The 26,643-nt window shown below is 71.0% G+C and carries 26 protein-coding genes and 1 tRNA gene; 12 read left to right on the top strand and 15 right to left on the bottom strand.

What is annotated here, in order from left to right; translation table 11 throughout:
* Nucleotides 1–43 precede the first annotated feature (43 nt).
* The 3 genes from ABFY20_RS08270 (at nucleotide 44) to ABFY20_RS08260 (ending at nucleotide 2,235) form a co-directional block, all read left to right on the top strand.
* Nucleotides 44–1,294, top strand: a complete 1,251-nt coding sequence (locus ABFY20_RS08270) for an MFS transporter (protein ID WP_368499454.1) — start codon at nucleotides 44–46, stop codon at nucleotides 1,292–1,294.
* Between the two features lie 42 nt (nucleotides 1,295–1,336).
* A tRNA-Leu gene (locus ABFY20_RS08265) sits at nucleotides 1,337–1,418 on the top strand.
* Nucleotides 1,419–1,476: 58 nt separating this feature from the next.
* Nucleotides 1,477–2,235 (top strand): DedA family protein, encoded by a 759-nt coding sequence (locus ABFY20_RS08260; protein WP_368499453.1) that lies wholly within the window; start codon nucleotides 1,477–1,479, stop codon nucleotides 2,233–2,235.
* A gap of 16 nt (nucleotides 2,236–2,251) precedes the next feature.
* Here ABFY20_RS08260 and ABFY20_RS08255 read toward each other — a convergent pair whose 3' ends face one another.
* Genes ABFY20_RS08255 through murI form a run of 4 tightly spaced genes read right to left on the bottom strand, consistent with a single transcriptional unit; the run spans nucleotide 2,252 to nucleotide 5,532 of the window.
* Nucleotides 2,252–3,274 (bottom strand): cation diffusion facilitator family transporter, encoded by a 1,023-nt coding sequence (locus ABFY20_RS08255; RefSeq protein ID WP_368499452.1) that lies wholly within the window; start codon nucleotides 3,272–3,274, stop codon nucleotides 2,252–2,254.
* Between the two features lie 46 nt (nucleotides 3,275–3,320).
* The gene (rdgB, locus tag ABFY20_RS08250) at nucleotides 3,321–3,917 is read right to left on the bottom strand and encodes an RdgB/HAM1 family non-canonical purine NTP pyrophosphatase (RefSeq protein ID WP_368499451.1); all 597 of its coding nucleotides are present in this window, start codon (nucleotides 3,915–3,917) and stop codon (nucleotides 3,321–3,323) included.
* Nucleotides 3,914–4,678, bottom strand: a complete 765-nt coding sequence (rph, locus tag ABFY20_RS08245) for a ribonuclease PH (protein ID WP_368499450.1) — start codon at nucleotides 4,676–4,678, stop codon at nucleotides 3,914–3,916. Before rph ends, rdgB begins: the two co-directional genes overlap by 4 nt.
* The gene (murI, locus tag ABFY20_RS08240) at nucleotides 4,675–5,532 is read right to left on the bottom strand and encodes a glutamate racemase (RefSeq protein ID WP_368499449.1); all 858 of its coding nucleotides are present in this window, start codon (nucleotides 5,530–5,532) and stop codon (nucleotides 4,675–4,677) included. The genes rph and murI overlap by 4 nt, the downstream gene beginning before the upstream one ends.
* A gap of 48 nt (nucleotides 5,533–5,580) precedes the next feature.
* On the opposite strand from murI, the gene ABFY20_RS08235 reads away from it, so the two are divergent.
* A complete protein-coding gene (locus ABFY20_RS08235; protein ID WP_368499448.1) occupies nucleotides 5,581–6,909 on the top strand; it encodes a nicotinate phosphoribosyltransferase in 1,329 nt (442 codons plus the stop codon).
* Here ABFY20_RS08235 and ABFY20_RS08230 read toward each other — a convergent pair.
* Genes ABFY20_RS08230 through ABFY20_RS08220 form a run of 3 tightly spaced genes read right to left on the bottom strand, consistent with a single transcriptional unit; the run spans nucleotide 6,882 to nucleotide 9,918 of the window.
* Complete coding sequence (locus tag ABFY20_RS08230) at nucleotides 6,882–7,181, bottom strand: DUF3039 domain-containing protein (protein WP_171705110.1); 300 nt, start codon at nucleotides 7,179–7,181, stop codon at nucleotides 6,882–6,884. The genes ABFY20_RS08235 and ABFY20_RS08230 overlap by 28 nt on opposite strands.
* Before the next feature lie 35 nt (nucleotides 7,182–7,216).
* Nucleotides 7,217–8,788 carry an ABC transporter permease gene (locus ABFY20_RS08225; RefSeq protein ID WP_368499447.1) on the bottom strand — a complete coding sequence of 524 codons (1,572 nt, stop codon included), beginning with the start codon at nucleotides 8,786–8,788 and terminating at the stop codon, nucleotides 7,217–7,219.
* Nucleotides 8,764–9,918 carry an ATP-binding cassette domain-containing protein gene (locus tag ABFY20_RS08220; protein WP_368499446.1) on the bottom strand — a complete coding sequence of 385 codons (1,155 nt, stop codon included), beginning with the start codon at nucleotides 9,916–9,918 and terminating at the stop codon, nucleotides 8,764–8,766. Before ABFY20_RS08220 ends, ABFY20_RS08225 begins: the two co-directional genes overlap by 25 nt.
* 209 nt (nucleotides 9,919–10,127) lie before the next feature.
* On the opposite strand from ABFY20_RS08220, the gene ABFY20_RS08215 reads away from it, so the two are divergent.
* From ABFY20_RS08215 to ABFY20_RS08200, 4 genes are all read left to right on the top strand, one after another.
* Entirely contained in the window at nucleotides 10,128–10,820 is a 693-nt protein-coding gene (locus tag ABFY20_RS08215; RefSeq protein ID WP_368499445.1) for an NTP transferase domain-containing protein, read from the top strand.
* A 65-nt stretch (nucleotides 10,821–10,885) separates the two neighbouring features.
* The gene (locus ABFY20_RS08210) at nucleotides 10,886–11,692 is read left to right on the top strand and encodes an ABC transporter permease (RefSeq protein ID WP_368499444.1); all 807 of its coding nucleotides are present in this window, start codon (nucleotides 10,886–10,888) and stop codon (nucleotides 11,690–11,692) included.
* A gap of 1 nt (nucleotide 11,693) precedes the next feature.
* The gene (locus tag ABFY20_RS08205; RefSeq protein ID WP_368499443.1) at nucleotides 11,694–12,443 is read left to right on the top strand and encodes an ABC transporter ATP-binding protein; all 750 of its coding nucleotides are present in this window, start codon (nucleotides 11,694–11,696) and stop codon (nucleotides 12,441–12,443) included.
* A gap of 81 nt (nucleotides 12,444–12,524) precedes the next feature.
* Nucleotides 12,525–12,830 carry a hypothetical protein gene (locus ABFY20_RS08200; RefSeq protein WP_368499442.1) on the top strand — a complete coding sequence of 102 codons (306 nt, stop codon included), beginning with the start codon at nucleotides 12,525–12,527 and terminating at the stop codon, nucleotides 12,828–12,830.
* Nucleotides 12,831–12,844: 14 nt separating this feature from the next.
* Here the strand turns inward: ABFY20_RS08200 and ABFY20_RS08195 are convergent, their stop codons facing one another.
* From ABFY20_RS08195 to ABFY20_RS08185, 3 genes are all read right to left on the bottom strand, one after another.
* Nucleotides 12,845–13,150, bottom strand: coding sequence for a helix-turn-helix domain-containing protein (locus ABFY20_RS08195; RefSeq protein WP_253743749.1), 306 nt, complete (start codon nucleotides 13,148–13,150; stop codon nucleotides 12,845–12,847).
* A 102-nt stretch (nucleotides 13,151–13,252) separates the two neighbouring features.
* Nucleotides 13,253–15,694, bottom strand: coding sequence for an ATP-grasp domain-containing protein (locus ABFY20_RS08190; RefSeq protein WP_368499441.1), 2,442 nt, complete (start codon nucleotides 15,692–15,694; stop codon nucleotides 13,253–13,255).
* On the bottom strand, nucleotides 15,691–16,215 hold the full coding sequence (locus tag ABFY20_RS08185) for an SRPBCC family protein (RefSeq protein ID WP_368499440.1): 525 nt from the start codon (nucleotides 16,213–16,215) through the stop codon (nucleotides 15,691–15,693). Before ABFY20_RS08185 ends, ABFY20_RS08190 begins: the two co-directional genes overlap by 4 nt.
* A gap of 58 nt (nucleotides 16,216–16,273) precedes the next feature.
* Between ABFY20_RS08185 and ABFY20_RS08180 the strand changes: the two genes are divergently transcribed.
* A complete protein-coding gene (locus ABFY20_RS08180) occupies nucleotides 16,274–16,564 on the top strand; it encodes a hypothetical protein (RefSeq protein WP_368499439.1) in 291 nt (96 codons plus the stop codon).
* On the opposite strand, the gene ABFY20_RS08175 is transcribed toward ABFY20_RS08180, so the two are convergent.
* Entirely contained in the window at nucleotides 16,524–20,204 is a 3,681-nt protein-coding gene (locus ABFY20_RS08175; RefSeq protein ID WP_368499438.1) for a TM0106 family RecB-like putative nuclease, read from the bottom strand. The genes ABFY20_RS08180 and ABFY20_RS08175 overlap by 41 nt on opposite strands.
* A gap of 72 nt (nucleotides 20,205–20,276) precedes the next feature.
* Here ABFY20_RS08175 and ABFY20_RS08170 point away from each other — a divergent pair, with 72 nt between their 5' ends.
* On the top strand, nucleotides 20,277–21,098 hold the full coding sequence (locus ABFY20_RS08170; RefSeq protein WP_368499437.1) for an SDR family NAD(P)-dependent oxidoreductase: 822 nt from the start codon (nucleotides 20,277–20,279) through the stop codon (nucleotides 21,096–21,098).
* Between the two features lie 15 nt (nucleotides 21,099–21,113).
* Here ABFY20_RS08170 and ABFY20_RS08165 read toward each other — a convergent pair whose 3' ends face one another.
* Nucleotides 21,114–21,767 carry a TetR/AcrR family transcriptional regulator gene (locus ABFY20_RS08165; protein ID WP_368499436.1) on the bottom strand — a complete coding sequence of 218 codons (654 nt, stop codon included), beginning with the start codon at nucleotides 21,765–21,767 and terminating at the stop codon, nucleotides 21,114–21,116.
* A gap of 91 nt (nucleotides 21,768–21,858) precedes the next feature.
* Between ABFY20_RS08165 and ABFY20_RS08160 the strand changes: the two genes are divergently transcribed.
* A complete protein-coding gene (locus tag ABFY20_RS08160; RefSeq protein WP_368499435.1) occupies nucleotides 21,859–23,388 on the top strand; it encodes an MFS transporter in 1,530 nt (509 codons plus the stop codon).
* Between the two features lie 27 nt (nucleotides 23,389–23,415).
* Here ABFY20_RS08160 and ABFY20_RS08155 read toward each other — a convergent pair whose 3' ends face one another.
* Complete coding sequence (locus tag ABFY20_RS08155; protein ID WP_368499434.1) at nucleotides 23,416–24,141, bottom strand: PhzF family phenazine biosynthesis protein; 726 nt, start codon at nucleotides 24,139–24,141, stop codon at nucleotides 23,416–23,418.
* 75 nt (nucleotides 24,142–24,216) lie between these two features.
* Nucleotides 24,217–24,654 carry a hypothetical protein gene (locus tag ABFY20_RS08150; protein WP_368499433.1) on the bottom strand — a complete coding sequence of 146 codons (438 nt, stop codon included), beginning with the start codon at nucleotides 24,652–24,654 and terminating at the stop codon, nucleotides 24,217–24,219.
* Nucleotides 24,655–24,776: 122 nt separating this feature from the next.
* Here ABFY20_RS08150 and ABFY20_RS08145 point away from each other — a divergent pair, with 122 nt between their 5' ends.
* Nucleotides 24,777–26,066, top strand: coding sequence for a M18 family aminopeptidase (locus ABFY20_RS08145; protein ID WP_368499432.1), 1,290 nt, complete (start codon nucleotides 24,777–24,779; stop codon nucleotides 26,064–26,066).
* Between the two features lie 110 nt (nucleotides 26,067–26,176).
* Here the strand turns inward: ABFY20_RS08145 and ABFY20_RS08140 are convergent, their stop codons facing one another.
* On the bottom strand, nucleotides 26,177–26,629 hold the full coding sequence (locus ABFY20_RS08140; RefSeq protein ID WP_368499431.1) for a DUF3817 domain-containing protein: 453 nt from the start codon (nucleotides 26,627–26,629) through the stop codon (nucleotides 26,177–26,179).
* Nucleotides 26,630–26,643: the final 14 nt, after the last annotated feature.

Genomic DNA, 26,643 nt, shown 5'->3' with positions numbered 1-26,643 from the left:
GGCCGACGCGCCCGAGGTACTTGCCGCGCGTAAACTAGACGGAATGACCACCTCGATCGACGACGGCTTCCGCTTCAGGTCGATCGCCCTCCCCGCCCTCGTGCCCACGCTGCTGTTCGGGATCGGCGAGGGCGCCGTCATCCCGATCATCCCCGCGGTCGCCGCGTCGCTCGGCGCCGACCTGGCGGGTGCGGCGCTCATCGCCGCAATGATCGTGGTCGGGCAGCTCGCGGGCGACATCCCGGCCGGCTGGCTGGTGTCGAAGATCGGAGAGCGCCGGGCGATGATCGGCGCCGCCCTGCTCTCCCTCCTAGGCATCGCCCTCGCAATCATCGCGGTGCAGGCCGCCGTGTTCGGCCTCGCCGTGTTCCTCATCGGCCTCTCCGCCGCCACCTTCGCGCTGGCCCGCCAGGCGTTCATGACCACCTACGTGCCGGTGCGCATCCGTGCCCGTGCCCTGTCGACGCTCGGCGGTGCGTTCCGCGCGGGCTGGTTCGTCGGCCCCTTCCTCGGAGCCGCCGTCATCGCCGTGACCGGCACCGTCGAGGCGGTGTTCTTCGTGCACGTGGCCTGCGCCGTCGCCGTGCTCGTGGTGCTCGTGGTCATGCGCGACCCCACTGAAGGGCTGCAGCGACCGGATGCGGGTGAGCGCGAGCTCGCCGCCGAGGCGCCCGGTCTCTTCCGCACCATCTGGCTGCACCGCGGAGTGCTCCTGCGGATGGGCACCGGCGCGGGCGTGGTCGGCGCGCTGCGGGCGAGCCGTCTGGCCATCCTCCCGTTGTGGGCGGTGAGCATCGGACTCTCCGAGCAGACCACGGCACTCGTCATCGGCATCGGCGCCGCCGCCGACTTCGCCCTGTTCTACACCTCGGGCCAGATCATGGACAGGTTCGGCAGGCTCTGGAGCGTGGTGCCGTCGATGCTCGGCATGAGCATCGCGTTGCTGACGCTCTCCGTCACGCACGAGCTCGGCAGTGCGGTGCAGTGGTTCGTGGTCATCGCCGTGTTCCTCGGGGTGGCCAACGGCGTCGGGAGCGGCATCATCATGACCCTGTCGGCCGACCTCGCACCGCGCGAGAACCCCGCGCCGTTCCTCGGCGCGTTCCGTTTCGCCGCCGATGCCGGCGCCGCCGTCGCGCCGCTCGCGGTGGCGGGAGTCGTGGCCGTGGCCTCCCTCTCCGTCGCGACCGGGCTCGTGGGTGTCGTGGGGCTGGCGGGTGTCGCCATCCTGTGGCGCAACATCCCCCGCTACGTGCCGCATCCGCGGGCCCGGCCGGCGGGCGGCACCGGCTGAGGATGCGCCGCCAAGCCACCCCCTACACTGGATTCCAGCCGCGCGGGAGTGGTGAAATTGGCAGACACGCAGGATTTAGGTTCCTGTGCTTTCGAGCGTGAGGGTTCAAGTCCCTTCTCCCGCACTCCCGAGCCGACTCACCGCCGGGTGGCGTGGCCGCCCCGACGACTGGAGACCATGCAGTGACCGCCGTACCGTCAGCCCTCATCCCGTGGCTCGATCCCAACACGCTCCTGGGCGGGGTGTTCGGCCCGGTGGCGCTCCTCGTGGTGTGCGCGATCGTCTTCGCCGAGACGGGCCTGCTCGTCGGTTTCCTCCTCCCGGGCGACACGCTGCTGTTCTTCACCGGCGTGCTCGCCGTCGGCGGCAAGTTCGGCATCGACATCTGGTGGGTGTGCCTGGCGATCTCCTTCGCCGCATTCCTCGGCGGTGAGGTCGGCTACCTCATCGGCCACAAGCTCGGACCCCGCGTGTTCGAACGCCGGGAATCGGGGCTGTTCAGCGTGCGCAACGTCGAACGCACCAACGCCTTCTTCGAGCGCTTCGGCGCCCTCGCCGTGATCATGGCCCGCTTCGTGCCGATCGTGCGCACCTTCGCTCCCATCGCCGCGGGCGTCGGGCACATGAACTACAAGAGGTACTCGCTCTACAACGCCATCGGCGCCATCATCTGGGGCTCAGGGGTCACGCTTCTCGGCTACGGTCTCGGCCAGATCCCGATCGTGAAGGAGTTCGCCGAGAAGTACCTCGACGTCGTGCTCATCGCCGTGGTCGTGCTCACCGTCATCCCCACCGTCTTCCACTACCTGCGCGAGCGCAGCAAGGCGAAGAAGTCGGTCGCCGCCGCCGAGGCCGAAGAGGTGGAGATCACCGGCGCCGCCGAGAAGCTCACCCTCGAGCCCGAGGTGTTCGGCAACGACCTCGACTCACCGCGCTCCTAGCGCCAGCGTCGACCATTCACTCGTGAGCCGACTGCTCGTGCCGGGCGTGCTCGGCGGGTTCGAGCTGGAAGGTCGAGTGCTCCACGTCGAAGTGCCCTGACAGGCAGCCGCCGAGGCTGTCGAGGAGGGGGCCCGTCTCGCCGCGCTCGAAAACCTCGCGCTCCACCACGACGTGCGCCGAGAACACGTAGCGGCCCGAGGTGATCGCCCACACGTGCACGTCGTGCACGTCGACGACGCCGGGCTCGGCGAGGATGTGGCCGCGGATGCCCGCGACGTCCATCGACGCCGGGGTCGACTGACTCAGCACGGCGACGACGTCGCGCAGCAGCGAGATCGCGCGCGGCACGATCATGGCGGCGATGACGAGCGAGGCGATGGCGTCGGCCTTCTCGAAGCCGGTGAGCAGGATGACGCCCGCGGCGACGATGACGGCGACGGAGCCGAGGAGGTCGCCGAGCACCTCGAGGTAAGCGCCACGCATGTTGATGGAGGTCTTCGCCCCGCCGCGCAGGATCATGAGCGAGACGAAATTCGCCACCAGGCCGATGCCGGCCACCAGCAGCATCAGGCCACCGCGCACCTCCCCCGATTCCTCGGCGAGGAGCCGCGAGACGGCCTCCCAGGTGACGAAGACGGCGAGCCCTACCAGGATGAGGCCGTTGGCGAGCGCGCCGAACACCTCGGCCCGCTGGTAGCCGTAGCTGTGGCGCTGGTTCGCGGGGCGGGCCGCCACGATGGTGGCGACCAGAGCGATGATCAGCCCGATGAGGTCGGAGAGCATGTGTCCGGCGTCGGCGAACAGCGACAGCGAGCCGCTCAGCACCGCCCCCACGGTCTCGACCACGAGCACCGTGGCGACGATGGCGATCGCGATCGACAGCCGCGTGCGGTTGGCGCCGGAGGCGTGGTCGTGCGAGTGGCCGCCGCCGGTCGGGGTTGCCGCCCCTGCCGTCTCGGAGACGGCGTGCGTGCGCGCGACCGAGCCGCCGCATCCGTGGTCTGCGACGTGATCGTGGGTGTCGGTGTGCTCGGCCATCGCATCAACCGTAGCTCGCCGCGAGCGGTGCGAGGGCGCGTCGGGGCTAGTCGGGAATGACGTTCATTCTCAACACCGGGATCGCCGCCTCGAACGCGCGGGCGCGGTGGCTGATGGCGTTCTTCTGCGCGGCTGTGAGCTCGGCCGCCGTGATGTCGTGCCCCTCCGGCACGAAGATCGGGTCGTAGCCGAAACCGCCCTCCCCGTGCACCTCGGTGGCGAGCCGCCCCGGCCAGCTTCCCGAGACCACCGTCTCGAAGCCCGAGGCGGGGTTCACGATGGCGATGTGGCAGGCGAAGGAGGCGGCGCGGTGCTCAGGGGCGATGTCGGCGAGCTGGTCGAGCAGCAGCTCGAGGTTCGCGACGGCACCACGACCGTGGCCGGCCCAGCGGGCGGAGAAGATGCCGGGCGCGCCACCCAGCACGTCGACGCAGATGCCCGAGTCGTCGGCGAGGGCGGGCAGGCCGGTGTGCGCGGCGGCGGCACGCGCCTTGATGAGCGCGTTCTCGTCGAAGCTCGTGCCGTCTTCGACCGGCTCGGGGCCGTCGTAGGCGACGATCTCGAGCTCGGGAAGGGCGCGGCCCAGGATGCCCTGGAACTCCTCGACCTTGTGGGCGTTGTGGGTGGCCAGCACGACCTTCATCGGGCGGTGCCCTCGTCGCCCGGGGCTGCGAGCACCGCGCCCTGCAGGAGGGCGAGCTCCGAGGTGCCCACCAGCGCGAGGTCGAGCAGGGAGTCGAGCTCACGGCGGTCGAACGGAGCGCCCTCGGCGGTGCCCTGCACCTCGACGAACAGGCCGCGACCGGTGACCACGACGTTCATGTCGGTCTCGGCCCGCACGTCTTCGACGTAGGCGAGGTCGAGCATGGGCTCGCCGTCGATGATGCCCACCGAGACCGCCGACACCGAGTCGATGAGCGGCTTCGCCTTCTGCGCGATGAACTTCTTCGTGCGCGCCCACTCGATGGCGTCGGCGAGGGCGACGTAGGCGCCGGTGATGGCTGCGGTGCGGGTGCCGCCGTCGGCCTGCAGTACGTCGCAGTCGATGACGATGGTGTTCTCGCCGAGCGACTTCATGTCGACGACCGCGCGCAGCGACCGCCCGATGAGGCGCGAGATCTCGTGAGTGCGGCCGCCGATGCGGCCCTTCACTGCCTCGCGATCCATGCGGTCGTTCGTCGAGCGCGGCAGCATCGCGTACTCGGCGGTCACCCAGCCCTTGCCGGAGCCCGCCTTCCACCGCGGCACGCCGTTGGTGAAGGACGCGGTGCAGAGCACCTTGGTCTTGCCGAAGGAGACCAGGGCGCTGCCCTCGGCCTGCTCGCTCCAGCCGCGCTCGATGGTGACGGTGCGGAGCTGGTCGGCGGTTCGGCCGTCTTTGCGCAGGGGTGCGGTGTCGGTCACGGGTTCTCCTCGGTGGATCGGTGGGGTCGTGGCTCGCTGCGGGGCAGCTGGATGGCTCCGGTGTGCACCAGCTCGACCGAGGAGACCTCGGGGCCGAGGAACTGGTCGGCGAGGCGCAGGAACTCGGCGGCGCTGCCGCCGGTGGCCTCGTAGCGGTAGACGGGGCGGCCCGGCGCGGTGCGTTCGATGCCGGCACCCACCAGGGTGCGGTAGACGTCGTTCGCCGTCTCGGTGTCGCTCGACACCAGGCGCACGCCCTCCCCCATCACGTAGCTGATGGCGCCCTTGAGGAACGGGTAGTGGGTGCAGCCGAGCACGAGGGTGTCGACCTCGGCGGCGACGAGCGGGGCGAGATACTCCTCGGCGAGGGCGACGAGCTCGCGGCTCGTCGTGTCGCCCGCCTCGACGTGACTGACGAACTCGGGGCACGCCTGGGTGAACAGCTCGAGGTGCGGGGCCGCGGCGAAGGCGTCGTCGTAGGCGCGCGACATGATGGTGGCGGCCGTGCCGATGACCCCCACCCGGTTGTTGCGGGTGGTGGTGACGGCCGTGCGCACGGCGGGCTGGATGACCTCGACCACGGGTACGCTGTAGCGCTCCCTGGCGTCGCGGAGCATCGCCGCCGAGGCCGTGTTGCAGGCGATGACGAGGAGCTTCACGTCTTGGGCGACGAGGTCGTCGAGCACCTCGAGGGCGTAGCGCCGCACCTCGGCGAGCGGCTTCGGGCCGTAGGGCGAGTGCGCGGTGTCGCCGACGTAGAGGATCGATTCGCGGGGCAGCTGGTCGCGCACCGAGCGGGCGACCGTGAGCCCGCCGACCCCGGAGTCGAAGATGCCGATGGGTCTGTCGCTCACGACAGACCAGCCTACGACGTGCGGAGACCCCACCGTATGCTCGGAGGCGTGGACACGTCGACGGCACTCCTCACCGACCGGTACGAGCTCACCATGATCGATGCGGCGCTCCAGGCGGGCACGCACGATCGGGAGAGCGTGTTCGAGGCCTTCGGGCGGAAGCTGCCGGGGGGCAGGCGCTACGGCGTGGTCGCCGGAACCGGGCGGCTGCTCGAGCTGGTCGAGCGGTTCCGCTTCGGAGACACCGAGCTCGACTTCCTGCGCGAGCACGCCGTGGTGAGCTCCGCCGCCCTCGACTGGCTCGCCGACTACCGTTTCGGCGGAACCATCCGGGGGTACCGGGAGGGCGAGGCCTATTTCCCCGACTCGCCCATCCTCATCGTAGAGGCAGGCTTCGCCGAGGGCGTCGTGCTCGAGACGCTCGTCCTCAGCGTGCTGAACTACGACTCGTCGGTGGCCGGTGCCGCCGCGCGCATGGTCCAGGCGGCCGGCGGCCGTCCGCTCGCGGAGATGGGGTCGCGGCGCACCGGAGAGCGTTCGGCCGTCGCTGCCGCGCGCGCCGCCTACATCGCGGGCTTCGGGGCCACCTCGAACCTCGAGGCCGGCCGCAGCTGGGGCGTTCCGACGATGGGTACGGCGGCCCATGCCTTCACGATGCTGCACGACAGCGAGGAGCAGGCCTTCCGGGCGCAGGTCGCCGCGCTCGGCGCTTCGACCACGCTGCTCGTCGACACCTATGACGTGGCGGCCGGTGTGGAGACCGCGGTGAAGGTGGCGGGCTCCGGGCTCGGTGCCGTTCGCCTCGACTCCGGAGACCTGCTCACGCTGGTCGGTGAGGTGCGCCGGCAGCTCGACTCGCTCGGCAACCGAGCGACGAAGATCACGGTCACCAACGACCTCGACGAGTACGCGATCGCGGCATTGGCCGCCACCCCGGTCGACTCCTACGGCGTCGGCACCTCGCTGGTGACCGGCTCCGGGCATCCGGCAGCGGGCATGGTCTACAAGCTGGTGGCACGCCGCGGCGACGACGGGCGGTGGGTTCAGGTGGCGAAGCGCTCGGCCGACAAGGCGACCCACGGCGGACGCAAGGATGCCGTGCGGGTGCTCGACGCATCCGGAACCGCGGTGTCGGAGACCGTGCTCGTCGGTGAGCCCACCGGGCCGATGCCCGAGGGCAGGCGACTCGTCGTGCCTCTCATGGTCGACGGCGTCGCCGACGCGAGCATGACCGGGCCCTCAGGCGTGCAGGCCGCGCGGGCGCACCGTGAGCTGTCGCTCGGCGAGCTCCCCCGCGAGGCCTTCCGCCTCACTGCGGGAGACCCGGCGCTGCCGACCGTCTTCGTCGATCACTCGTCGTCGAGCAGCCGTTCGTAGATCTCTTTGCAGGTGGGGCAGATGGGGAACTTGTCGGGGTCACGCCCCGGCGTCCACTTCTTGCCGCAGAGGGCCTTGACCGGCTTGCCGGTGAGAGCCGACTCGAGGATCTTGTCTTTCTCGACGTAGTGCGAGAAGCGCTCGTGGTCGCCCGGATCGATGTTCTCGGTGTTGAGCAGCTCTTCGAGCTCACGGTCGAGCGTCGTGGTGCCACCACCGCCGTCGGGGAGGCCGCCCGGCTCGGAGACTCGAGCGGAGGGGATGTGTGCCATGCTCTCGATTCTAGGCCGAGGGAGGCGCGGCACGGTCAGTTGCGCTGGGCGGCAGCGAGGATCTCGGGGCCGCGGCGGTTGAAGACACGGGCGCCGATCGCCACCCCGGCCACCAGCACGACGACGCCGACGCCGATGCCCCACCACAACGACAGCCAGTAGTACTCGCGGTTGACGAACACGCCGAGCACGCCGTAGACGATCGCGGGCGTCGACAGCAGCACCGTGCCGAGCAGCGAGAAACCGGGTGAGAGCACCCAGGCCGCCCCCGCCGACTGGGGCTGGGTGAACGCCCCGTCGCCCGGCCGGGTCGCGGCGTAGGGGAAACGCGCCGAGAACACGCTGCCGAGTCCGAGGCCCACGAGCACCAGGCAGGTGCTCGTGCCGAGCACGGCGGGGAGCGCGTCGAGCTCGTTGGCGAAGAACACGCTGAGGAACGAGCCGATGCCGATGAGCGGGATGGCGATGAACACGATGGGCACCATGCGACCGATGCGGTCGGCGACCCCGAGCCGGCCGGCGGCGACGTGCAGCCAGATCGCCGTGTTGTCGAAGGCGACGTCGTTGTGCACCACCCAGCCGAGGAACATGCACATGACGGGCACGGGAAGCAGTGCCGTGTACTCGATGGGCACGCCGACGAAGACGAAGACGATGATGGCCACCACCGGAACCACCGGCACGATCACCAGCTGGGCGTAGTACCGCGGATCGCGCGCCCAGTAGGTGAGCAGCCGCGCGGCGATGGCACCGGTGGGCGTCGTCGGGGTGCGCCCGAACCAGCCGAGGCCGCTGTGCTCGCGCACCTCGACGCTCCGCCCGGGCGTCACCGTCATGACGGCGACGAGGCCCTTCCAGGCCAGCCAGATGAGGGCTGCAGTGGCGAGGGCGATGAGCAGCTTGAGCACGGCGAACACCCACTGGCCGTTCGCGGCGTCTGCGGGAACCGCCCAGACCGCGCCGAGCGGCGTCCAGCCGAGCACCGAGGAGAGGGAGGAGAAGAAGCCGCGTCCGTCGTCGCCCCACCCGGTGAGGGCGAGCAGCACGATGGCGGGGACGATGAGGATGATCGCGAAGACCCCTGTCGCCGCACCGATCTCTCTCGCCCGCCGCGTCGCGAAGGCGAACGCGGCCAGCGAGACGCTCAGCCGGGCGCCGAGCACGCAGGTGAAGGCGCCGACGATCGCTGAGACCAGAGCGAGAACGGCGAGGCCGGGTGATCGCGACCAGGTCGCGACGGTGGCGAAGCTCGCGACGGTGACGACGAGGGAGGGGACACTCACGAAGGCCACCACGGCGAGGGCTGTGGCGATCTTCGAGTCAGTGAGGCCGAGCAGGCTGAACGATCGCGGATCCATCGAGTCGCGGATGGAGAACACGACGGGGACGAGCAGGAAGCCCGCCACCACGACGGAGCCGCCGATGACGACGACGTTGCGGGCGAATTCGGGCTCGGCGTCGCGGAGGCCCGCCAGCACCAGCACGAGCAGCACCGCCATGATGACGGCGTAGGCGACGCCGACGATGAGGCCGATGAGCTGAGGGGTGGTGCGTCTGCCCGCGTTGCCGATCAGGCGGAACTTCAGTCGGAGGAACTCAGCAACCATTCCATGCCTTCCGCGCTCTTGCGCCCGCCCGCGAGGTCGAGGAACCGCTGCTCGAGGGTACCGCCCTCGCGCACCTCGTCGACCGTGCCCTTGGCGAGCACACGCCCTTCGACGATGATGGCGACACGGTCGCAGGTGCGCTGGATCATGTCCATGCTGTGACTGGAGAGCACGACGGTGCCACCCCCCGAGACGTACTTCTCGAGGATCTCGATGACGTTGGCCGCCGAGACCGGGTCGACCGACTCGAACGGTTCGTCGAGCACGAGCAGGCGCGGCGAGTGGATCATCGAGGAGGCGAGCGCGATCTTCTTCGTCATGCCCGCCGAGTAGTCGGCGACCAGGCGGCCGAGCGCATCTTCGAGACCGAAGGCCGCGGCGAGGTCGTCGCTGCGCTGCCGCACGGTGGCGGAGTCGAGACCGCGGAGGGAGCCGGAGTAGTGCAGCAGCTGCCGGCCGGTGAGCCGGTCGAACAGCCGCAGGCGGTCGGGCAGCACGCCGATGAGCCGCTTCGCCGCGGCCGGGTCGCGCCAGACGTCGTGACCGAGCACCGTGATGCTGCCGCCGTCGGGTCGCAGCAGGCCCGTGACCATCGAGAGCGTCGTGGTCTTGCCTGCACCGTTCGGGCCCACGATGCCGTAGAACGAGCCGACGGGCACGTCGATGTCGACACCCGCGACCGCTGTGGTGCTGCCGAACTTCTTGGTGAGGCCGGAGATGGCGAGGCCGATGTCGTTCGGGTCGAGATCGCGCACCACCGAGGGCGGCGGCGCGGCGACGGTGCGGGGACGGGCCGGCGTGCGCGGCGTGCGGGGGGTGCGCGATGCGGCGGCCGTTCCGTCGGCGGGGCGCGCCCCAGAGGGCTTGCGCGGTGCGGCGGGGCGCTTGGGCGAGACGGGCTTCGCGGCTGAAGCCGCAGGGGCCGTTTCTTCGAGGGCACCGTCGTCAGCAGCTGGGACTGCTTTCTTCGCGGCTGCCGTCTTGGCCGGGGTCGCACGGGGCTTCGAGGCAGCGGGCCGCTTCGCCGGCTGGCGGGCGCCCGACGCCGCCTTGGCGGGAGCTCGGCGCGGGGCGGGAGCACGTCCGGAGTCGGTGGTGCCGACGTCTGGAGTGTCTGACTCTGAGCTCACCGCACCAACCTATCAATCCCGCCGATGCCACGCATGGGAGGCGTCACGCATCGAACCCCTGCCGCGAGGGCGTCCCGGGCCACTCCCCCTCGCGGCATCACGAAAGAGAAACGATACAGGCCCGGCGCCCTTGCCGCGACCGACGACCCGGATAAACTGTTCACGAAATGTTCACCCGTGTGAACGACGAACATCGTTAGGAGCTGCTCGTGACCACCCAGGTCGTCATTCTCGCCGCAGGCATGGGAAGCCGACTCGGTCGCGCCCTCCCGAAGCCCCTCACCGAGCTGAGCGACGGCCGCACCATCATGGGCCAGCAGTTCGACAACATCCGTCACACCTTCGGGTCCGCGGCCCGCGTGAGCATCGTCGTCGGTTACAAGCTCGAGCACATCATCGAGGCTTTCCCCTCGGCCTCCTTCGTCTACAACGAGGAGTACGACCAGACCAACACCTCGAAGAGCCTGCTGCGCGCCCTGCTCGCCTCCCCCGCCGGAGGTGTGCTGTGGATGAACGGAGACGTCGTCTTCGACCCGAGCGTTCTCGACCGGGCAGTTCCCTTCATCGCACGAGACCAGTCGTTCGTGACGGTGAACACCGCCAAGGTCAGCGACGAAGAGGTGAAGTACACCACCACGGCCGAGGGCTACATCGACGAGCTGTCGAAGACGGTCGTCGGGGGTCTCGGCGAGGCCGTGGGAATCAACTACATCTCGAGCCGCGACAAGGCCGCCTTCGTGCGCCAGCTGCAGCGGGTCGGAGACCAGGATTACTTCGAGCGCGGCCTCGAGCTCGCCATCGCCCGCGACGGCGTGCTCGTCGAGCCGATGGACATCTCCGACCTCTACGCCGTCGAGGTCGACTTCGCCGAAGACCTCGACCGCGCGAACCTCTACGTCTGAGCCCTTCCTTCGCCGCGCCGAGGGCGCTGCTCGCGTTAGAGTGAGCCCTTGATGAGAGAGCTTCCATGGTGATCACGCCGGCCGTGGCGCCGCGAGGTCGGCGGCCCACCGGGTGGCGCGCCTACGGCCATTCGCTCTGGCTCCTCACACGCCGCGACCTGCGGGTGCGCTACTCGACCTCGGCGCTCGGCTACCTCTGGTCGATCCTCGATCCGCTGGTGATGGCGGGCATCTACTGGTTCGTCTTCACCCAGGTGTTCCATCGCCCGGTCGGCACCGAACCGTACATCGTGTTCCTGCTCACCGCGCTGCTGCCCTGGATGTGGTTCAACGGGGCGGTCTCCGACTCCACGCGCGCGTTCCTGCGCGAGGCGAAGCTCATCCGTTCCACGAAGATCCCCCGAACCATCTGGGTGAACCGCCTGGTGCTGTCGAAGGGCATCGAGTTCGTGGCGAGCATCCCGGTGCTCGCCGTCTTCGCCATCGTCGGCGGCGCATCCGTCGGCCCCGACCTGCTGCTGTTCCCGCTCGCAATCGTGCTCCAGGGCGTGCTCACCGCGGGTGTCGCCCTCATCGTGGCACCGCTCGTGGTGTTCTTCCGCGACCTCGAGCGGGCCGTCAAACTCGCCCTGCGCTTCCTCTTCTACGCCTCCCCCATCATCTACGGCACCCACGATCTGCCCGGGGCCCTGCAGCCGCTCGCCGCCTTCAACCCGCTGAGCGGCATCTTCTCGCTGTATCGCGCGGGCTTCTTCGCCGATCAGCTCGACTGGTACCAGGTGGGGGTGGGTGGAGCGATGTCGGTGCTGCTGCTGGTCGTCGGGCTCCTGGTCTTCCGCTCCTCCGAGCGAGCCGTGCTGAAGGAGATCTGAGATGAGCGAGCAGGGCGCGGCGGCGGTGATCGAGGTGACGGATGCGGGAATCCGCTTCAAACGCAACCGCCGTGCCCGGCGCAGCTTCAAAGACCTCTTCGCCGGCAGCCGCCGGCGGGCGAGGCCCGACGAGTTCTGGGCGTTGCGCGGTGTGAGCTTCAGGGTGCAGCCCGGCGAGGCGATCGGGGTGATCGGCCGCAACGGCCAGGGCAAGTCGACCCTGCTGAAGCTCGTGGCCGAGGTGGTGCTTCCCGACGAGGGCCGGGTTGCCGTACGCGAGGGGGTGGCGCCGCTCATCGAGATCACGGGCGGCTTCGTCGACGACCTCTCGGTGCGCGAGAACGTGTACCTCACAGCGGGCCTGCACGGTATGACGAAGCGTGAGGTCGATGCGCGTTTCGACGACATCATCGCCTTCGCCGAGATCGGCGACTTCCTCGACACTCCGTACAAGCATCTCTCGAGCGGCATGCGGGTGCGCATCGCGTTCTCCGTCATCGCGCAGCTCGAGGAGCCGGTCATCCTGGTCGACGAGGTGCTCGCGGTCGGTGACAAGGCGTTCCGCGAGAAGTGCTATCGGCGCATCGAGGAGCTGCTGGCGGGCGGACGCACCCTGTTCTTCGTCTCGCACAACGAGCGCGACCTCAGGCGCTTCTGCACCAGGGGCCTCTACCTCGACGGCGGGCGGCTGGTGTTCGACGGACCGATCGACGAGGCGCTCGAGCTCTACGCCTCCACCACAGGCAGCTGATCTGCACCGGTTCTCCACAGCTCTGCGGCGACAGGGCGGATATCGGCCCCGAGCGTCGGTGGTCGGGTCTTCACTTCCGGCATGGCAACCAGCTCACTCTCCGAACCACGCTCGCTCCCGACCGCCTACCCCGTGCCGCTCCGTCTCGACCGGCGCGACGCTCCGCACAGCTACACCCTGAAGAACATCGGCGACGAGCCTCTGCGCGGCATCTCCTTCAGCCTGCTCGGCCCCGGTCTCATGCGGGCGACACCCCCCGTGCTGCTGCAGCCGGGCGAACGACTGCGCCTGCGCATCCGGGGCACCGGCCTGTCGGTCGGCACGGTGCTCGTGGTGCGCTGGTTCCGGCCGGGGGGTGACGAGTACCTCTGGCGCATCAGCTTCTAGGTGCGAGCGACGGCTCAGTCGACGCTGCCCTGCTCGCGGGCCCTGATGAGATCGGCGACGGTGATCTTGTGCGGCCGGTCGGGCAGCATGTCGGCGGTCATGCCGTCGACGAGCACCGCGGGGTTCAGGTTGAGGGCCCCGGCGATGCGCAGGATGGTGTGCAGCGACGGGTTCGCCTGCCCGCGTTCGATCTTGCCCAGGTTGGTGAAGTGCAGGCCCGCGAGTTCGGCGAGCTCCATCTGGTTGATCGCGAACTTCTGTCGCTCATCACGGATGCGGGAGCCCAGCAGCCGTGCTGCGTCGGAAGGCGTCGAACTCACACACCATGCCTACCTGCCCGACGCCCGCGCAACCAGAGCTTCACCGACGCATGTGTCACTGCACCCGGCACTAACACCACATGTGATGAAGTCTCATGGCTGTCACAGGCCCGCGCGAGTCACCAACGGCACGGCGATGCCGCGCACGACGTGCTCGAGCGCCGCCCAACCGAGACGGCGAGGCCAGGGAAGGTGGCGCGTGAAGACGGCGGTGTACTCGATTTCGGGCTCGGCACCGCGGTGGCGCTTGAACGCGGCGACGCCGCTGGAGTTGTGCAGCTCGACGCCTGCCGCATGGGCACGCCGCGCCACCTGCAGGCTCAGCATGCGGTAGAGACCGAGCCGCTGCGGCAGCGCGGTGTCGTAGCCGAAGACGGGCGCGGCCAGGTATCCGTGAGCGACCGAGTACCCGAACACGCCGTCGACACTGCCGTCGGCTCGCTGCAGGAGCACGAAGCGGAGGAAGCCCGCGCGCTGGGCGGCCGCGACGAACTCGGCCGTGTACCGCGGATTGAGCGCCGAGTACTTCTCGACGTAGAGCAGGCCGTAGAGTTCGGCGATGCGCTCGCGGAGCTCGAGCGGCGACGCGCCGGTCGCCGGGTCGAGCGGCGCGTCGACCTCCCGGTACCCCGAGCGCTCGAAGACCGCCCGATCGCGCGCGGCGTCGCGAAGCCGCTCCCACTCCCCCGTGGTGGTCGGAGTGAAGAGCACGCTGCGCGACGGGATGAGGCGGTACCCGGCGCGCCGGAGCACCTCGGGGTTCGTGCTGCGCCGGCCGTGCACGCTGCGCCAGGCGATCGCCGAGTCGGGATGCTCGCGGGCGAGGGCCTCGGTGAGGGTGCGGAGTTCCCGCTCGTCGAGCTCGGGGAGCAGGTTCGTCGAGACCACGCCGTTGCCGACGATCACCGTGCGGTCCAGGCGCGCGGGGGCGACGAGGCGATCGAGCACCGCGATCACCGCACCGGCGACGGCACGGAGGGTGCGGGAGTCGAGTTCGCCGAGTTCCTCGCGCGCATAGCCGATGAAGTGCGTGCGGGGCGCGATCACATAGCTGAGGCCCTCGGCGGGCCCGCGATCGGCCGGCCTGCGATCGGCGGGCCCGCGATCGGCCGGCGGCTGCGGTGGCGACACCGGCGACGGCGGGAGCGGCGGGGGGACGGTGACCGGCACGCTCTCGCCCGATACGCGCACCGAGGTCATCTCGCCCGCGAGGTTGGGCGCGAGCGACGCGAGGCCGCCGGAGCGGCCGACCTCCTCGACGAGACGCGCTCCCCAGCCGGGGTCGCGCCCCGAGCCGCGGGCGCCGGGCCCGTTCCATTCGAGGTCGTGGGTGGAGGCGGCCGTGAGCGGAACACCTCGGGTGACGGCGGTGCGCAACTGCACGGCGAGCGAGCGGAGGAGCGCCGGGGTGCCGACGCCGTCGTGGCGGGTGACCAGCGCATCCGGTGCGCGCAGCAGACCGAGGAAGGTGGCGGCGTCGCGACGGTTCCGGATGCTTCCGGCGGCCATCAGGTGCGGCAGCCCGAGCCGCGCGGCCCTCCGTGACGCCGTGACGAGACCGTCGCGTGATCGGGTGCGGTCGGTGAGTTCGAAGGCACGGGGCAGCCCGTCGGCCGGGGTGAAGAGATGCACACCGCTGGTGGCGCGGGGGTTGCATTCGAGAAGAGTGACACCCTCCGGTGCGGCGATGAGGTCGAGGCCGAACTGACCGGTGAGGTCGAGGGCGGCGGCGAGGCGGGAGGCCGCTGCGAAGGCCTCGGCGGCCGCGCCGGTGCGGTGGTCGAGGCGCTCGAAGGCGACTCCGGCCCCGGCGCCGAGGCGCCAGGCGGGGCGGTAGGCGACGAAGGCTGTGAGGCGGCCGGCGACGGCGATCGCCGAGACGCACAGTTCCTCGCCCAGCACCCGTTCCTGAAGGAGCCAGGGGGCGTGGGGGTGGAGGCCGCCGAGCGTCGGCAGCGGCTCACCCCGGCCGATGCGCATCACCCGCGTTCCGAAGCGGGAGAACGCCGGCTTGGCGATGAGCTCCGGGGCGCCTGCACCCCGGGCCGCCGAGCGACGACGCCAAGCGATCCCCGTGGTGACGACCTCGGTCTCCGGCGCTCGGAGTCCGAGCGTGCCGACGAGGGTGACGAAGGCCGCCTTGTCATGGAGGCGGGTCAGGGTCGGCGGATCGGGAGCGAAGAGGGCGCGACCGAGAACCGCCGCCGGGCCCTCGCCTCCCTCGCCTGCCCCGCCTGCCCCGCCTCCGGCGGCGAGCCAGAAGACCTCCTCGCAGGTGGGCACCACGAGATCGACACCATGCCGCGACACGATGCCGGCGACGGCCGCGCGGTACTCCTCGGGCCGGAACCGAGCCGAGGGGACGCGATACGCCCGGGTCACGGCTCGCGACCGGGAGGCGAGTGCCGGCTCGCTGTCGGCGGTGAAGACGGTGGCGCCGTCGGCGGCGAAGAGGCGAGCCAGATCGAGCGCGACGGGCGCCCTCGACCCCGTCACCAGCACGCGACGGCCAGGCACCCCGGTGTCGGCAACGCTCGCGCTCACCCGGTCTCCGCCACCCGCGCGCAGACGGCGATGCTGCGGTGCATGTAGCGCATCCAGATCGGGCCGATCACCCGCCGCACCAGGAACGTCCTGCCCGGCAGGGGGCGGTAGGCGTAGCTCCACTCGATGACCGAGCCCGAGGTGGCGAAGTCGAGCCCGTTGGGCCCGTCGGCCACCGGCGCAGGCCGGTACCGCCAGCGGGCCTCTGCGTCGGAGACGAGCAGCGACAGGATGCCCGTGAACCGATCGACCGCGTAGTCGAACCTCCCCTCCGCCTCGGGCCGATCGGGTCGGTCGTAGCGGGTGATCCGTTCGCGGAAGCTGCCGCCGTCGGAGAGCAGCACGGTGCGCTCCTGACCCACCACGTTCCACGGACCGGTGGCTCCGCGCACCCCGGCGACCGCCGGCAGCACGAGGTACCCCGTGAACAGCGTGCTGTCGTCGCGCGGCACCACCCGGTCGAACGCGAGCTGCGCCGGCACGGCGGCGAGGGCGTCGACAGTGAACCGCACGAGCTCCATTCCCCCACCGTAGCCGGTGGGTGCAGCACGCCACAGCTGACGCTCTAGCCTTGGGGGCATGAGCTCCTATCGCGTCACCATGATCGTCGGCCCCCTCGAGCTGGGCGTGAAGCCCGAGACCGTGCTGCCCACGCTCACCCAGGCCATCGCCGACTACACCGTCGTGGAGTCGTCGGACATCGCCGTGGTCGCCGGCTCGCCACGCGTCACCGTGCGGTTCACCGCCGACGGCGATGAGGCGGCCTTCCTCGTCGCCGAGCAGGGCATCGACGGTGCCCGCGTGTCGGCTCAGCCGATCGCCTGGCAGCTCACCCGGATGGTGCAGGGTCGCTGGGAGCCGCTCGACTGAGCCGAAGGAACGCCGAGAGCGTGGCGAGCTCGCGAGCGTCGTAAGGCAGGTGGTCGGCGAGCGCGGGCGAGAACACCAGGTGTGCCGCCCACATGGCCCGCGAGATCGCGACGTTCAGGCGGTTCTTCATGAGAAGGAACTCCATGCCGCGCGGCACCTCGGCCGCCGAGGAGGCGGCGAGGCTGACGATGGCCACCACGGCTTCGCGCCCCTGGAACTTGTCGACCGTGCCGACCGGCACACCCTCGAGGCCCGCCGCGGCGAGGGCGGCGCGAACCGTCTCGACCTGCGCGTTGTAGGGCGCGACGACGATGACGTCGTCGACGCCGAGCGGACGCGCACCGTCTCCGTCTCGACCCGTCTCCACACGGTCGCCGCCACCCGCCACCGCGTCGCCGTCGAGCCACCGATGACCGAGCACACTCCTCACGATCTGCACGACCGTCTCGGCCTCCGCCACCGACGACGTCGAGTCGCCGTGATGCACGACCGGATGCACGGTGAGCCCGGGCGCCACGCCCTCCAGCGAGCGATCCGTGGTCTCGGGCAGCTTCGAGTGCAGGGCCCCCTCGTAGGAGAGCTCACTCACCGGGGCGCAGACGGCGGGGTGCATGCGCCAGCTGCGGTCGAGGAAGTAGCCGAGGTTCGCCGGCAGCACGTCGTGGCCGTCGCTCAGCCAGCCGAGGGCCGAGCTGTCGACGGCCTCCGGATGCACGCCCTGGCTCACCTGGGGAAGCTGCTGAGGGTCGCCGAGCAGCAACAGGTTGCGCGCGGCGACGCTGACGGCGATGGTGTTCGCGAGCGAGTACTGCCCCGCCTCGTCAACGACGAGCAGGTCGAGGCGCCGCCGAGGCACCCGACCGACGTTCGTGAAGTCCCACGCCGTTCCGCCCACGACAACGCCCCGGCCGGCATCGGCTGCCTCGTGCAGGTACCGGCCGAGACCGTTCGGGCGCTTCGGGAGTGCCGTGTAGGGGGTGTTCTCCTGCTCGTCGACCTTCGCCACCGACCCGGCATCGAGGCCCGCCCGCACCACGGCACCGAGCATGTTCTCGACGACGGCGTGCGACTGGCCGACCACGCCCACCGTCCAGCCGTGATCGCGCACGAGCTCGGCGATCACCCGGGCACCGGTGTAGGTCTTACCGGTTCCCGGCGGGCCCTGCACGGCGAGATAGGAGTCGTCGAGTGCCAGGAGCGTGTCGCGAATGGCCCCGGGCATGCCGTCGGGCCCCACCGGTTCGGGACCACCGCCGTCACGCCGGCGAGGGGGTATCCGGCGCAGCAGATCGACGGCGGCGTCGGCCGGGAAGGCGGGAAGCGCGGTCGCGAGCGCACGACCCCACGAGGTGATCGCCGCCTGCAGCGGGGCCGTCATGGGCGGTCGAGCCGGCACCACGGCCAGGGGCGTCGCCCGGTATCGTTCGCCGCCCACGGGCAGCGCCTCCTCGAGGTGATACACGGTGGCACCGTCGGTCGCGACGGTGACGTCGGTGATGAGGGTGCGGTCGTGCGCGACCCGCTCGCTCGCCCGAGAGCGCGGCGAGGGCCACGGGTGCGGTGGGTCGTACACGACGAAACGCCGGCTCGCCCCCGCCTCCAGTCGGCTGCCCGGCGCGAGCTCACCGCGCAGTCGCACCAGTCGGCGCTCCGCGCGACGCGCTCCGTCGCTCGACCACTCGTCGTCGACGCGCGCAGCGCTGACGACGAGCACGTCTCGGCTCTCCGCCCACTCCTCGACCGGCTGGTCGAGCCGGTTGTAGTGCTCCCACCAGAACGACTTCTCCTCGCGGCGGTGGTAGTCGATGGCTGCGGCGGCGAGCGCCAGCGCAGTCTGATCCGCGGTGCGGTCGCCATCGGCGCCGCCGTCGGAAGCCCGACCAGCGGGGAGATGACCGATCCAGGCCTGCAGCGCCTCGTGCAGGGCACTGGGCTCGAAGGCCGCCTCGATCTCGCTCCGGCTGGGCGGCGCGACCTCCTCCTCATCGCTCGGCTCCGGTGGGGAGACGGGAGGGTCGGGTCGCACGCCGTTCTCGGCGGCGCGATCGCGCAGCCAGTCGCGGAGCCCCAGGGTGCTGACGCAGTCGTACTCGTTGTAGTCGGCGATCTGGCGCAACTGCTCCACGGCCTCGGCCGCCGCCACGGGATCGGTGCGCCCGGCCTCGCGCAGCTGCGCGTAGTGCACGTACGCCGTGATCGAGTCGGCGCCGGTGGTGACCTCGCTGGCGCGGTAGCGGTCGCCCATGTAGAGCGGCTCGAGCTTCTTCAACCCGTAGGAGGGGGAACCGACCCTGATCGATTTCTTCACCAGCGGGTAGAGGTCGACGAGCACTCCGCGGCGCAGCAACTCGTCGAGCTGCTCCTCCCCCACTCCGTGACGGGCGCAGAGCGACTGCAGATGCGCCCGCTCGTAGTTGGCGTAGTGGTAGACGTGCAGGCCGGGATGCCGGCGGAGCCGCGCGGTGACATGGTCGAGGAAGGCCACCAGCGCGGCCTTCTCCTCGGCGTGATCGTGGGCCCAGAACGGCCGGAAGACTGTCGCACCCGGCACGACCGGGTCGTGTTCGACGAGGCCGAAGAGGTAGTCGAGACCCCAGTCGTGCCCGTCGCCCTCGGTGTACAGCGGGTCGCCCTCGAAGTCGAAGAAGATGTCTCCCTCGTCGGGCTCGGGCAGAGCGCCGAGTGGTGCGGGGTCGTAGACGCGGTAGACGAGCCCGCCCGCGCTCGGCAGACCGGCGGGCGGTGCCGCCTGCATGCGTGCCTGGTCGCGCAGCGACTCGAGGGTGGAGGCGGCCAGCGCGGGTACGGCTCCCGTCGACGCGGCGAGTTCGTCGATGGTGGTGATTCCGGCGGCGCGCAGGCGTTCGCGCTGCGACGGGCGCATACCTGCCACCAGCAGCAGGTCGCGGTGCAGCTCGACCTCGGGCTGGCAGACCTCGCAGCGGCCGCACGCGGTGTACCGCGGGTCGCCCCACTGCACGGCCTCCTCGTCAAGCCGTGAGTCGAGAAGACGCTCGAGCCGCTCGCGCCGATCGAGGTAGACGGGAAGGATGTCGCGGAGGGCGTGACTCGAGGTCGACCCGTCGCCGAGCAGCAGGTGCACCTGCTGCTCGACCGGGATTCCCGAGCGCTCGAGCTGATCGGCGTAGGCGGCGACCTGAAGGAGCGCTGTCACCTTCGCCCGCCGCGCAAGCTTCGTGTCGAAGACCGCGTAACGGGGGGCCTCGCCCTCCCCGCCCTCGACCCTCACCAGGAAATCGGCGTACCCGAGGAAGCGGCCGTCGAAGAACGCCGCCTGGAACACCACATCGGCACCGGCCCGCAGGGCGGCGAGCGACTCCTCTTTCGCCGTCTCGAGACCGTCGGGGAAGGCCCGCTCGGGGCGGTCGATCTCGGCGACGCCGCGACCCTCGTCGGGGCGGTAGGGGCCGAACCGCTCCCGGTACTGCTCGAGCACCCGCTCCTCGTGGCGGTCGCCGAGCCTCGCCGCACGCTCGAGCATGGGGTCGTCGGGGTCGGGCGGCGTCTCCACGCGCCCGAGCTTGGCGTCGAGTCGGCGCACCAGGTTGAACTCGCAGCGCGCAGCGGCGGTGAGATCGGTGGCGCTGTAGAACACCACCGGGCCGTCGACGACTATCACCTGCACTCCCTCTCTGTCACGCCCCAGGCTAGTCGGGGCCACTGACAGCCGACGGGGCTAGGGTCGAGCACCATGGACAGGACGATCGTGGTGACGGGCGCCAGCGACGGCATCGGTGCCGCAGCGGCGCGGGCCTTCGCCGCCCAGGGCGAGCGCGTCGTCGTGGTGGGGCGCTCGCCCGACAAGACCCGCGCTGTTGCCGAGGGCATCGGCGCCGAGCACCACCTCGCCGACTTCTCCCGGCTCGAGGAGGTGCGCGACCTCGCCGACCTGCTGCTGGAAAGGCACGAGCGCATCGACGTGCTCGCCAACAACGCGGGCGGCATCATGGGCGAGCGCACGGTGACCGTCGACGGCTACGAGCTCACCTTCCAGGTGAACCACCTCGCGCCGTTCCTGTTGACCACGCTCCTCCTGCCCCGGATGCTCCCCGTGGGCGGGCGGGTCATCACCACGTCGAGCGTGGCCCACCGCTTCGGCGGCACCCTCGACCTCGACGACCTCGGCTCCGCGCGGCGGTACAGCCCCGAACGCGCCTACGGGGCGTCGAAGCTCGCGAACATCCTGTTCACCGTCGAGCTGCATCGCCGGTATCGTGCCGATGGCCTGCTGAGCGCCGCCTTCCACCCCGGCGTCGTCGCCACGGGCTTCTCCGCCGACTCGAGCACCGCGCTGCGGCTGCTCTACCGCACGGGGCTCAGCCGTTTCATCCGCTCCCCCGAGAACGGTGCGGAGACGCTGCTCTGGCTCGCCGACGGCGAGGAGGGCGTCCACTGGATGAGCGGCGGCTACTATGCCAGGCGCGCGCCAGCCCGGTGTTCGAAGCAGTCGCGCGACCCCGCCCTGGCCCGTGGCCTCTGGGAGCGCTCGGAACAGCTCACCCGCCCGAGGTAGGCAGGATCGGGCGGCTCAGCCGCGCGCGGCCGGCGCGATGCCGGCGGCGGGGAGGATGACGCCGTCGATGATGCTCAGCAGGAACTCGCGGTCGACCGGCTTCTTCTGCACCAGGCTCCGGTAGGCGGCCATCGAGACCGACACGTTCGAGAGCACGTCGATGTCGCAATCAGGAGAGGCCTCCCCCCTGTCGACGGCGCGCTGCAGGAACAGACGGTTGAGTCGCGCCCGGGGTTCGATGATGGCGGCGTCGACGGCTCCGGCGAGCTCGGGCGAGCGCGTGAGCACGGAGGCGAGCCCGGCCATCACCTGCACCTTGCGCTCGGCGTCCTCGATGGTGCGCGGCCTGATCATGGCCACCAGGTCGCCTCGCAGCGTGCCGGTGTCGGGGAGGGCGTCGTAGTCGATGTCGCCCTGCTTCATGCAGGCGACGGCGTCGACGACGAGCTCGCCCTTCGAGGCCCAGCGCCGGTAGACCGTCGCCTTACCCGCCTTGGCCCGGGCCGCCACCATGTCGATGGTCATGCCGTCGTAGCCCTCTTCGGCGAGCACCTCGATCGCCGCGGTGAGGATGTCGGCGTCGCGGGTGTGATCGCGCCGTCGGCCGGGGCGGACGGCCTCGGCGGGCGGCAGCCCGGAACCGGCGGCGTTCGCTTCGATCTGCGTCATCGCAGGCCTCCTTCCCTCCCTGCGATGATACGCGGGACTGAATCGAAACTCAAGGTTTCCGAAACTGGTCAGTTCCGTATAGAGTCCTGCCATGGCATCCGAAACCGCAACGTCACCGACGTCCGCCGCCGCGCCCGCCGCCCCGTCCCGGCGGCGCTGGCTCACCCTCACCACCGTCGCGCTCGCCCAGCTCATGGTGGTGCTCGACGCCACCGTCGTGAACATCGCCCTCCCCTCCGCCCAGGCCGACCTCGGCTTCTCCGACGGCGACCGCCAATGGGTGGTCACGGCCTATTCCCTCGCCTTCGGCAGCCTGCTGCTGCTCGGCGGCCGGCTCTCCGACCTCATCGGGCGCAAGCGCGCCTTCATCATCGGCCTGGTCGGATTCGCCGCCGCCTCCGCCCTCGGCGGAGCCGCCGACAGCTTCGGCACGCTCGTCGCCGCCCGCGCCCTGCAGGGCGTCTTCGGCGCACTGCTCGCCCCCACCGCCCTCGCCGTGCTCACCACCACCTTCACCATCCCCAAGGAGCGCGCGCGGGCGTTCGGCGTGTTCGGCGCGATCGCCGGGGCCGGCGGCGCGATCGGCCTCCTGCTCGGCGGCGTGCTCACCGAGAGCTTCGACTGGCGCTGGAACCTCTACATCAACGTGGTCATCGCGGCGATCGCGATCGCCGGCGCCGTCGTGTTCGTGCGCCACGTGCCCCGCACCGGCCCGCGCCCGAAGCTCGACGTGCCGGGAACCGTACTCGTCTCGGGCGCCCTGTTCGCCCTGGTGTTCGGCTTCTCCCACGCCGAGACCGACGGGTGGGACGCCCCGCTGACCTGGGGCATGCTCGCCGCCAGCGTCGTGCTGCTCGTGGCGTTCGTGCTGTGGCAGCGTCGCGCCGAGCATCCGCTGCTCCCCCTCTCGATCGTGCTCGACCGCAACCGTGGCGCCGCCTACAGCTCGGTGCTCATCGCCGGCATCGGCATGTTCGCCATCTTCCTGTTCGTCACCTACTACCTGCAGGCGACGCTGCACTACACGCCCATCCAGACCGGGCTGTCGTTCCTGCCCATGATCGGCATGCTCGTGGTCGCCGCGCAGCTCGGCACGAACATCTTCGTTCCCCGCTTCGGCCCCAAGGTGATGGTGCCGATCGGCATGAGCCTCGCCGTGGTGGGGATGGTCTACCTCACGCATCTCGGCCCCGACAGCCAGTACGCAGCCGACCTGCTCGCGCCGCTCATGATCCTCGGCACCGCGATGGGCACGATCATGCCGGCGTCGATCCAGACGGCGACGCTCGGCGTCGACCGGGAGTTCGCCGGGGTCGCGTCCGCCATGGTGAACACCAGCCAGCAGGTGGGCGGCTCGATCGGCACAGCGCTCCTCAACACCCTCGCCGCGACGGCAGCCGCCGACTACGTGGCAGCGAACCTGCCGAGCACGCCAGAGGTCATGGCCGAGGCCGCCGTGCACAGCTACGCCACCGCCTACTGGTGGGCAGCCGGGTTCTTCGCGGTGGGCGCCGTGCTCTCGGCGCTGCTGTTCCGCCGCAGCGGCCATGGTCGCTCCGGGCAGCAGCCTCACGATGCGGGCGACGGCGCGGCCGAGGCGGTGCCGACCTCCGCGCACTGAGCCTGCACGGAGGGTGGCGGCGCCCGCTCAGTCGAGGGTGATCGTCACCGGCTCGACGGGGCGGGTGCGGCCGCCCACCTCGACCAGACCGTCACCGAGTACGCGGGTGAGGATGCGCGAACCGGCCCCCTGGTCGATCATCAGGTCGCGGCCGAGCAGGGTGGTCAGGCGCACCGCCGCCGCGCCGGTCGCCTCGTCTTCGACGATGCCGAGGTCGGGGGCGAACATCCGCGATCTGAGGTGGCCCGCCTCCTCGTCGACCCACGCCCAGGCGTAGTGCTTGCCGCTCGCGAACTGCGCGGGGTCGAGCCGGTCGACCTCGGCCGGGTCGGCGAGCTCGTGCCAGATGAACTCGGGCGCCCATTCCGCCCGCCCGGCGATCCAGGTGATGTCGCCGTCGGCGCGCACCGGTACGTCGCCCGCGCCGACCGCGAGTCGCGTCACCGGGGTGCCCGCCGCGGCCAGCCACCACGACACGCCGACGCTCGGGTGCCCGGCGAAGGGCAGTTCTTCGGCGGGGGTGAAGATGCGCACGGTCGCCACCCTCTCCCGAGGCGCCCCGGGGGCGTGCGGAGCGCCCGTCTCGAGCAGCTCTTCGACGAAGACGGTCTCGCTGTAGCCGAGAACTCGCGCGATCTCCTGCTCCCGCCCGGCGGCCGCAGGCGACCGCACGATGCCGAGGAGGTTGCCGTGGCCACCCTCCGAGTCGGTGAACACGGTGACGACGTCGACGACGAGTTGCTGGGGGCTCATGCCACGAGTCTGCCCGATCGGGGCGCGCGGCGTCGGCCTGGCGTCACCCGTGAGTGGCGCGCTCATCGGCTCGCGTCACTCGCGCACCGCGATGTTCGGTGCGATCGAGGTCCAGCCCGCACCCACCGTCATGTACTCGGTGTGCAGCCAGAAGCGCTGGCCCGGCTCCCCCACCTCGAGCGTCGCCCCGCGGGCGCCGAAGCGCTCCGCCTCGACGCACTCGGCCTGCGTGTCGCCCGCCTCCGCGATGAAGCAGACCCGATCGTCCTTCGTCACTCCCACCCAGAACGAGGTACCGTCGTGCTCGGTGAGGCGGCGCAGCGACGAGTCGACGATCCCTCCGTCGACCCCTGACACCACAGGCGGAAGGAGCGCGGAGCCAGGGTGGTCGCCCGCCGCGAGGTGGGCGAGTTTCGAGAGAGCGTCGGTGGGCTGTGCCGAGCACCCGGCGAGGAGGATGCCGGCCGTCACGACAAGACAGGCGACCACCGTCGTCGAACCCGGTCTGCGCATCCGCTCCCCCACTCCAATAGCCCCGACGGAATATGACGTCGGCGGTGACTCTACGGCACGAAGATGACCGCACGCTCGGAGCGGGCTCGCTCCTGGACGAAGGCCGGTGGTTGGATGGGGGAATGGCCGACAGCACCGCTTACATCGACGATCTCGCCTCCTTCGTCACGGCATCGCCGTCGTCGTACCATGCGGCTGCCGAGGTGGCGCGAAGGCTCCGCGCGGCGGGCTTCGAGCAGCTCGACGAGAGCGCCGACTGGGCGGGGGCGACGGGCAGGTACCTCGTCGTGCGCGACGGAGCGGTGCTGGCCTGGGTGGTGCCGGAGGGCGCCGATGCGTCGGCGCCTTTCCGCATCCTCGGTGCCCACACCGACTCACCCGGCTTCAAGCTGAAGCCGCAACCCACGGTCGCGGCGCAGGGCTGGCTGCAGGCCGGGGTCGAGGTCTACGGCGGCCCGCTGCTGAACTCCTGGCTCGACCGCGAACTGGAACTCGCGGGTCGCGTGGTGACGGTCGCAGGCGAGGAGATCCTGGTGCGCACGGGGCCGTTCCTGCGCATCCCGCAACTGGCCATCCATCTCGACCGCGATGCGAACGCGGGCCTCACCCTCGACCGGCAGCGCCACACCATGCCCGTGTTCGGCGTGGGCGACCGGGGCGACGCCGACCTCGTGGGCATCCTCGCCGGGCTCGCCGGGCTCACGAGCGGCGACGAGATCGCGGGGTTCGACATCGTCACCGCCGACACCGCCTCCCCCGCGCGCTTCGGTCTCGACCGGGCGCTCTTCGCCTCGGGCAGGCTCGACAACCTCAGCTCGGTGCACGCGGGCGTCACCGCCCTCATCGAGTCGACGGGGCGGCCGGATGCGCGTGCCGGCCACATCTCGATGCTCGCCGCCTTCGACCACGAGGAACTCGGCTCCGAGTCGCGCTCGGGGGCCAGCGGCCCGCTGCTCGACGACGTCACGGCACGCATCACTGCCGCCCTCGGGGGCACGCCGGCCACCAGGGCCCGGGCCTTCGCAGCGTCGTGGTGCCTGTCGAGCGACGCAGGGCACTCGGTGCACCCGAACTACCCCGAGAAGCACGACCCCGTGAACCATCCGGTGGCGGGCGACGGGCCGATGCTCAAGATCAACGCGAACCAGCGCTACGCCACCGACGCCCACGGAGCTGCGCTCTGGCGACGGCTCACCGAGGCCGCGGGGGTGCGCGCCCAGGAGTTCGTGTCGAACAACACGGTGCCGTGCGGGTCGACCATCGGTCCGCTGACGGCGACGCGCCTCGGGCTCCGCACGGTCGACGTGGGGGTGCCCCTGCTCTCGATGCACTCGGCCCGCGAGCTCGCGCACGTCGACGACCTGGTCGCGCTCGGGGCGGTGGCGCGGGAGTTCTTCGCCGGCGCCGCCTGAGAGGCGCGTGGGCGCGAGTCGCTCGGCTCGGTGTGCCCTCGACGGCAGCCGTGCGCGCCTCCGCGGCGTGCGCCGACCTGGCGCGCCGCGAACGCGCGGTGCCCCTCGGCTCAGACCGGCGGGCCCGCCACCAGAGCGACCACCGTGAGCAGCGCCACCACCACGACGAGGGCGGCGGCGAACAGCCACGGCCGGGCGAGGAACCAGCGCAGCATCCTGTCGATCGGGTGTGCGTCGCGCGGGTCGTCGCCCGGCTCCAGCCGCCAGGCGCCCTCGAGGCGCCCCCGCCGCTCGAGCACGACGTCGGCGACGACGGTGCCGTAGGGCGGCACCGCGGCCAGCGCGGAGAGCACGATGGCCCACCAGGCCCAGCGCTGATTGAGTCCGACCACGACGCACACGGCGACGAAGGCGATGAACACGACGCCGTGGGCGAGACCGACGGCGAAGAAGAACGGAACCTCGGCCGCGAACACGTACCGGGCGACCATCGCGGCGATGAGCGCGGTCCAGGTGACGGCTTCGGCGACTGACGCGATGCGGAAGACGGTGCGGGGAGTCATCCCTCCCGAGCCTA

Source organism: Herbiconiux sp. A18JL235, assembly GCF_040939305.1.
Classification (GTDB): domain Bacteria; phylum Actinomycetota; class Actinomycetes; order Actinomycetales; family Microbacteriaceae; genus Herbiconiux.
This window is presented reverse-complemented; position numbering and strand designations above follow the sequence as displayed.

Bases quoted from the DNA above. Each gene is read 5' to 3' on its own strand.
- ABFY20_RS08270 (WP_368499454.1), top strand. From the start codon at position 44: ATGACCACCTCGATCGACGACGGCTTCCGCTTCAGGTCGATCGCCCTC.
- ABFY20_RS08255 (WP_368499452.1), bottom strand. From the start codon at position 3,274: ATGGCCGAGCACACCGACACCCACGATCACGTCGCAGACCACGGATGC.
- rdgB (WP_368499451.1), bottom strand. From the start codon at position 3,917: ATGAAGGTCGTGCTGGCCACCCACAACGCCCACAAGGTCGAGGAGTTC.
- ABFY20_RS08230 (WP_171705110.1), bottom strand. From the start codon at position 7,181: ATGGCACACATCCCCTCCGCTCGAGTCTCCGAGCCGGGCGGCCTCCCC.
- ABFY20_RS08225 (WP_368499447.1), bottom strand. From the start codon at position 8,788: ATGGTTGCTGAGTTCCTCCGACTGAAGTTCCGCCTGATCGGCAACGCG.
- ABFY20_RS08210 (WP_368499444.1), top strand. From the start codon at position 10,886: ATGGTGATCACGCCGGCCGTGGCGCCGCGAGGTCGGCGGCCCACCGGG.
- ABFY20_RS08205 (WP_368499443.1), top strand. From the start codon at position 11,694: ATGAGCGAGCAGGGCGCGGCGGCGGTGATCGAGGTGACGGATGCGGGA.
- ABFY20_RS08200 (WP_368499442.1), top strand. From the start codon at position 12,525: ATGGCAACCAGCTCACTCTCCGAACCACGCTCGCTCCCGACCGCCTAC.
- ABFY20_RS08185 (WP_368499440.1), bottom strand. From the start codon at position 16,215: ATGGAGCTCGTGCGGTTCACTGTCGACGCCCTCGCCGCCGTGCCGGCG.
- ABFY20_RS08180 (WP_368499439.1), top strand. From the start codon at position 16,274: ATGAGCTCCTATCGCGTCACCATGATCGTCGGCCCCCTCGAGCTGGGC.
- ABFY20_RS08170 (WP_368499437.1), top strand. From the start codon at position 20,277: ATGGACAGGACGATCGTGGTGACGGGCGCCAGCGACGGCATCGGTGCC.
- ABFY20_RS08165 (WP_368499436.1), bottom strand. From the start codon at position 21,767: ATGACGCAGATCGAAGCGAACGCCGCCGGTTCCGGGCTGCCGCCCGCC.
- ABFY20_RS08160 (WP_368499435.1), top strand. From the start codon at position 21,859: ATGGCATCCGAAACCGCAACGTCACCGACGTCCGCCGCCGCGCCCGCC.
- ABFY20_RS08155 (WP_368499434.1), bottom strand. From the start codon at position 24,141: ATGAGCCCCCAGCAACTCGTCGTCGACGTCGTCACCGTGTTCACCGAC.
- ABFY20_RS08150 (WP_368499433.1), bottom strand. From the start codon at position 24,654: ATGCGCAGACCGGGTTCGACGACGGTGGTCGCCTGTCTTGTCGTGACG.
- ABFY20_RS08145 (WP_368499432.1), top strand. From the start codon at position 24,777: ATGGCCGACAGCACCGCTTACATCGACGATCTCGCCTCCTTCGTCACG.
- ABFY20_RS08140 (WP_368499431.1), bottom strand. From the start codon at position 26,629: ATGACTCCCCGCACCGTCTTCCGCATCGCGTCAGTCGCCGAAGCCGTC.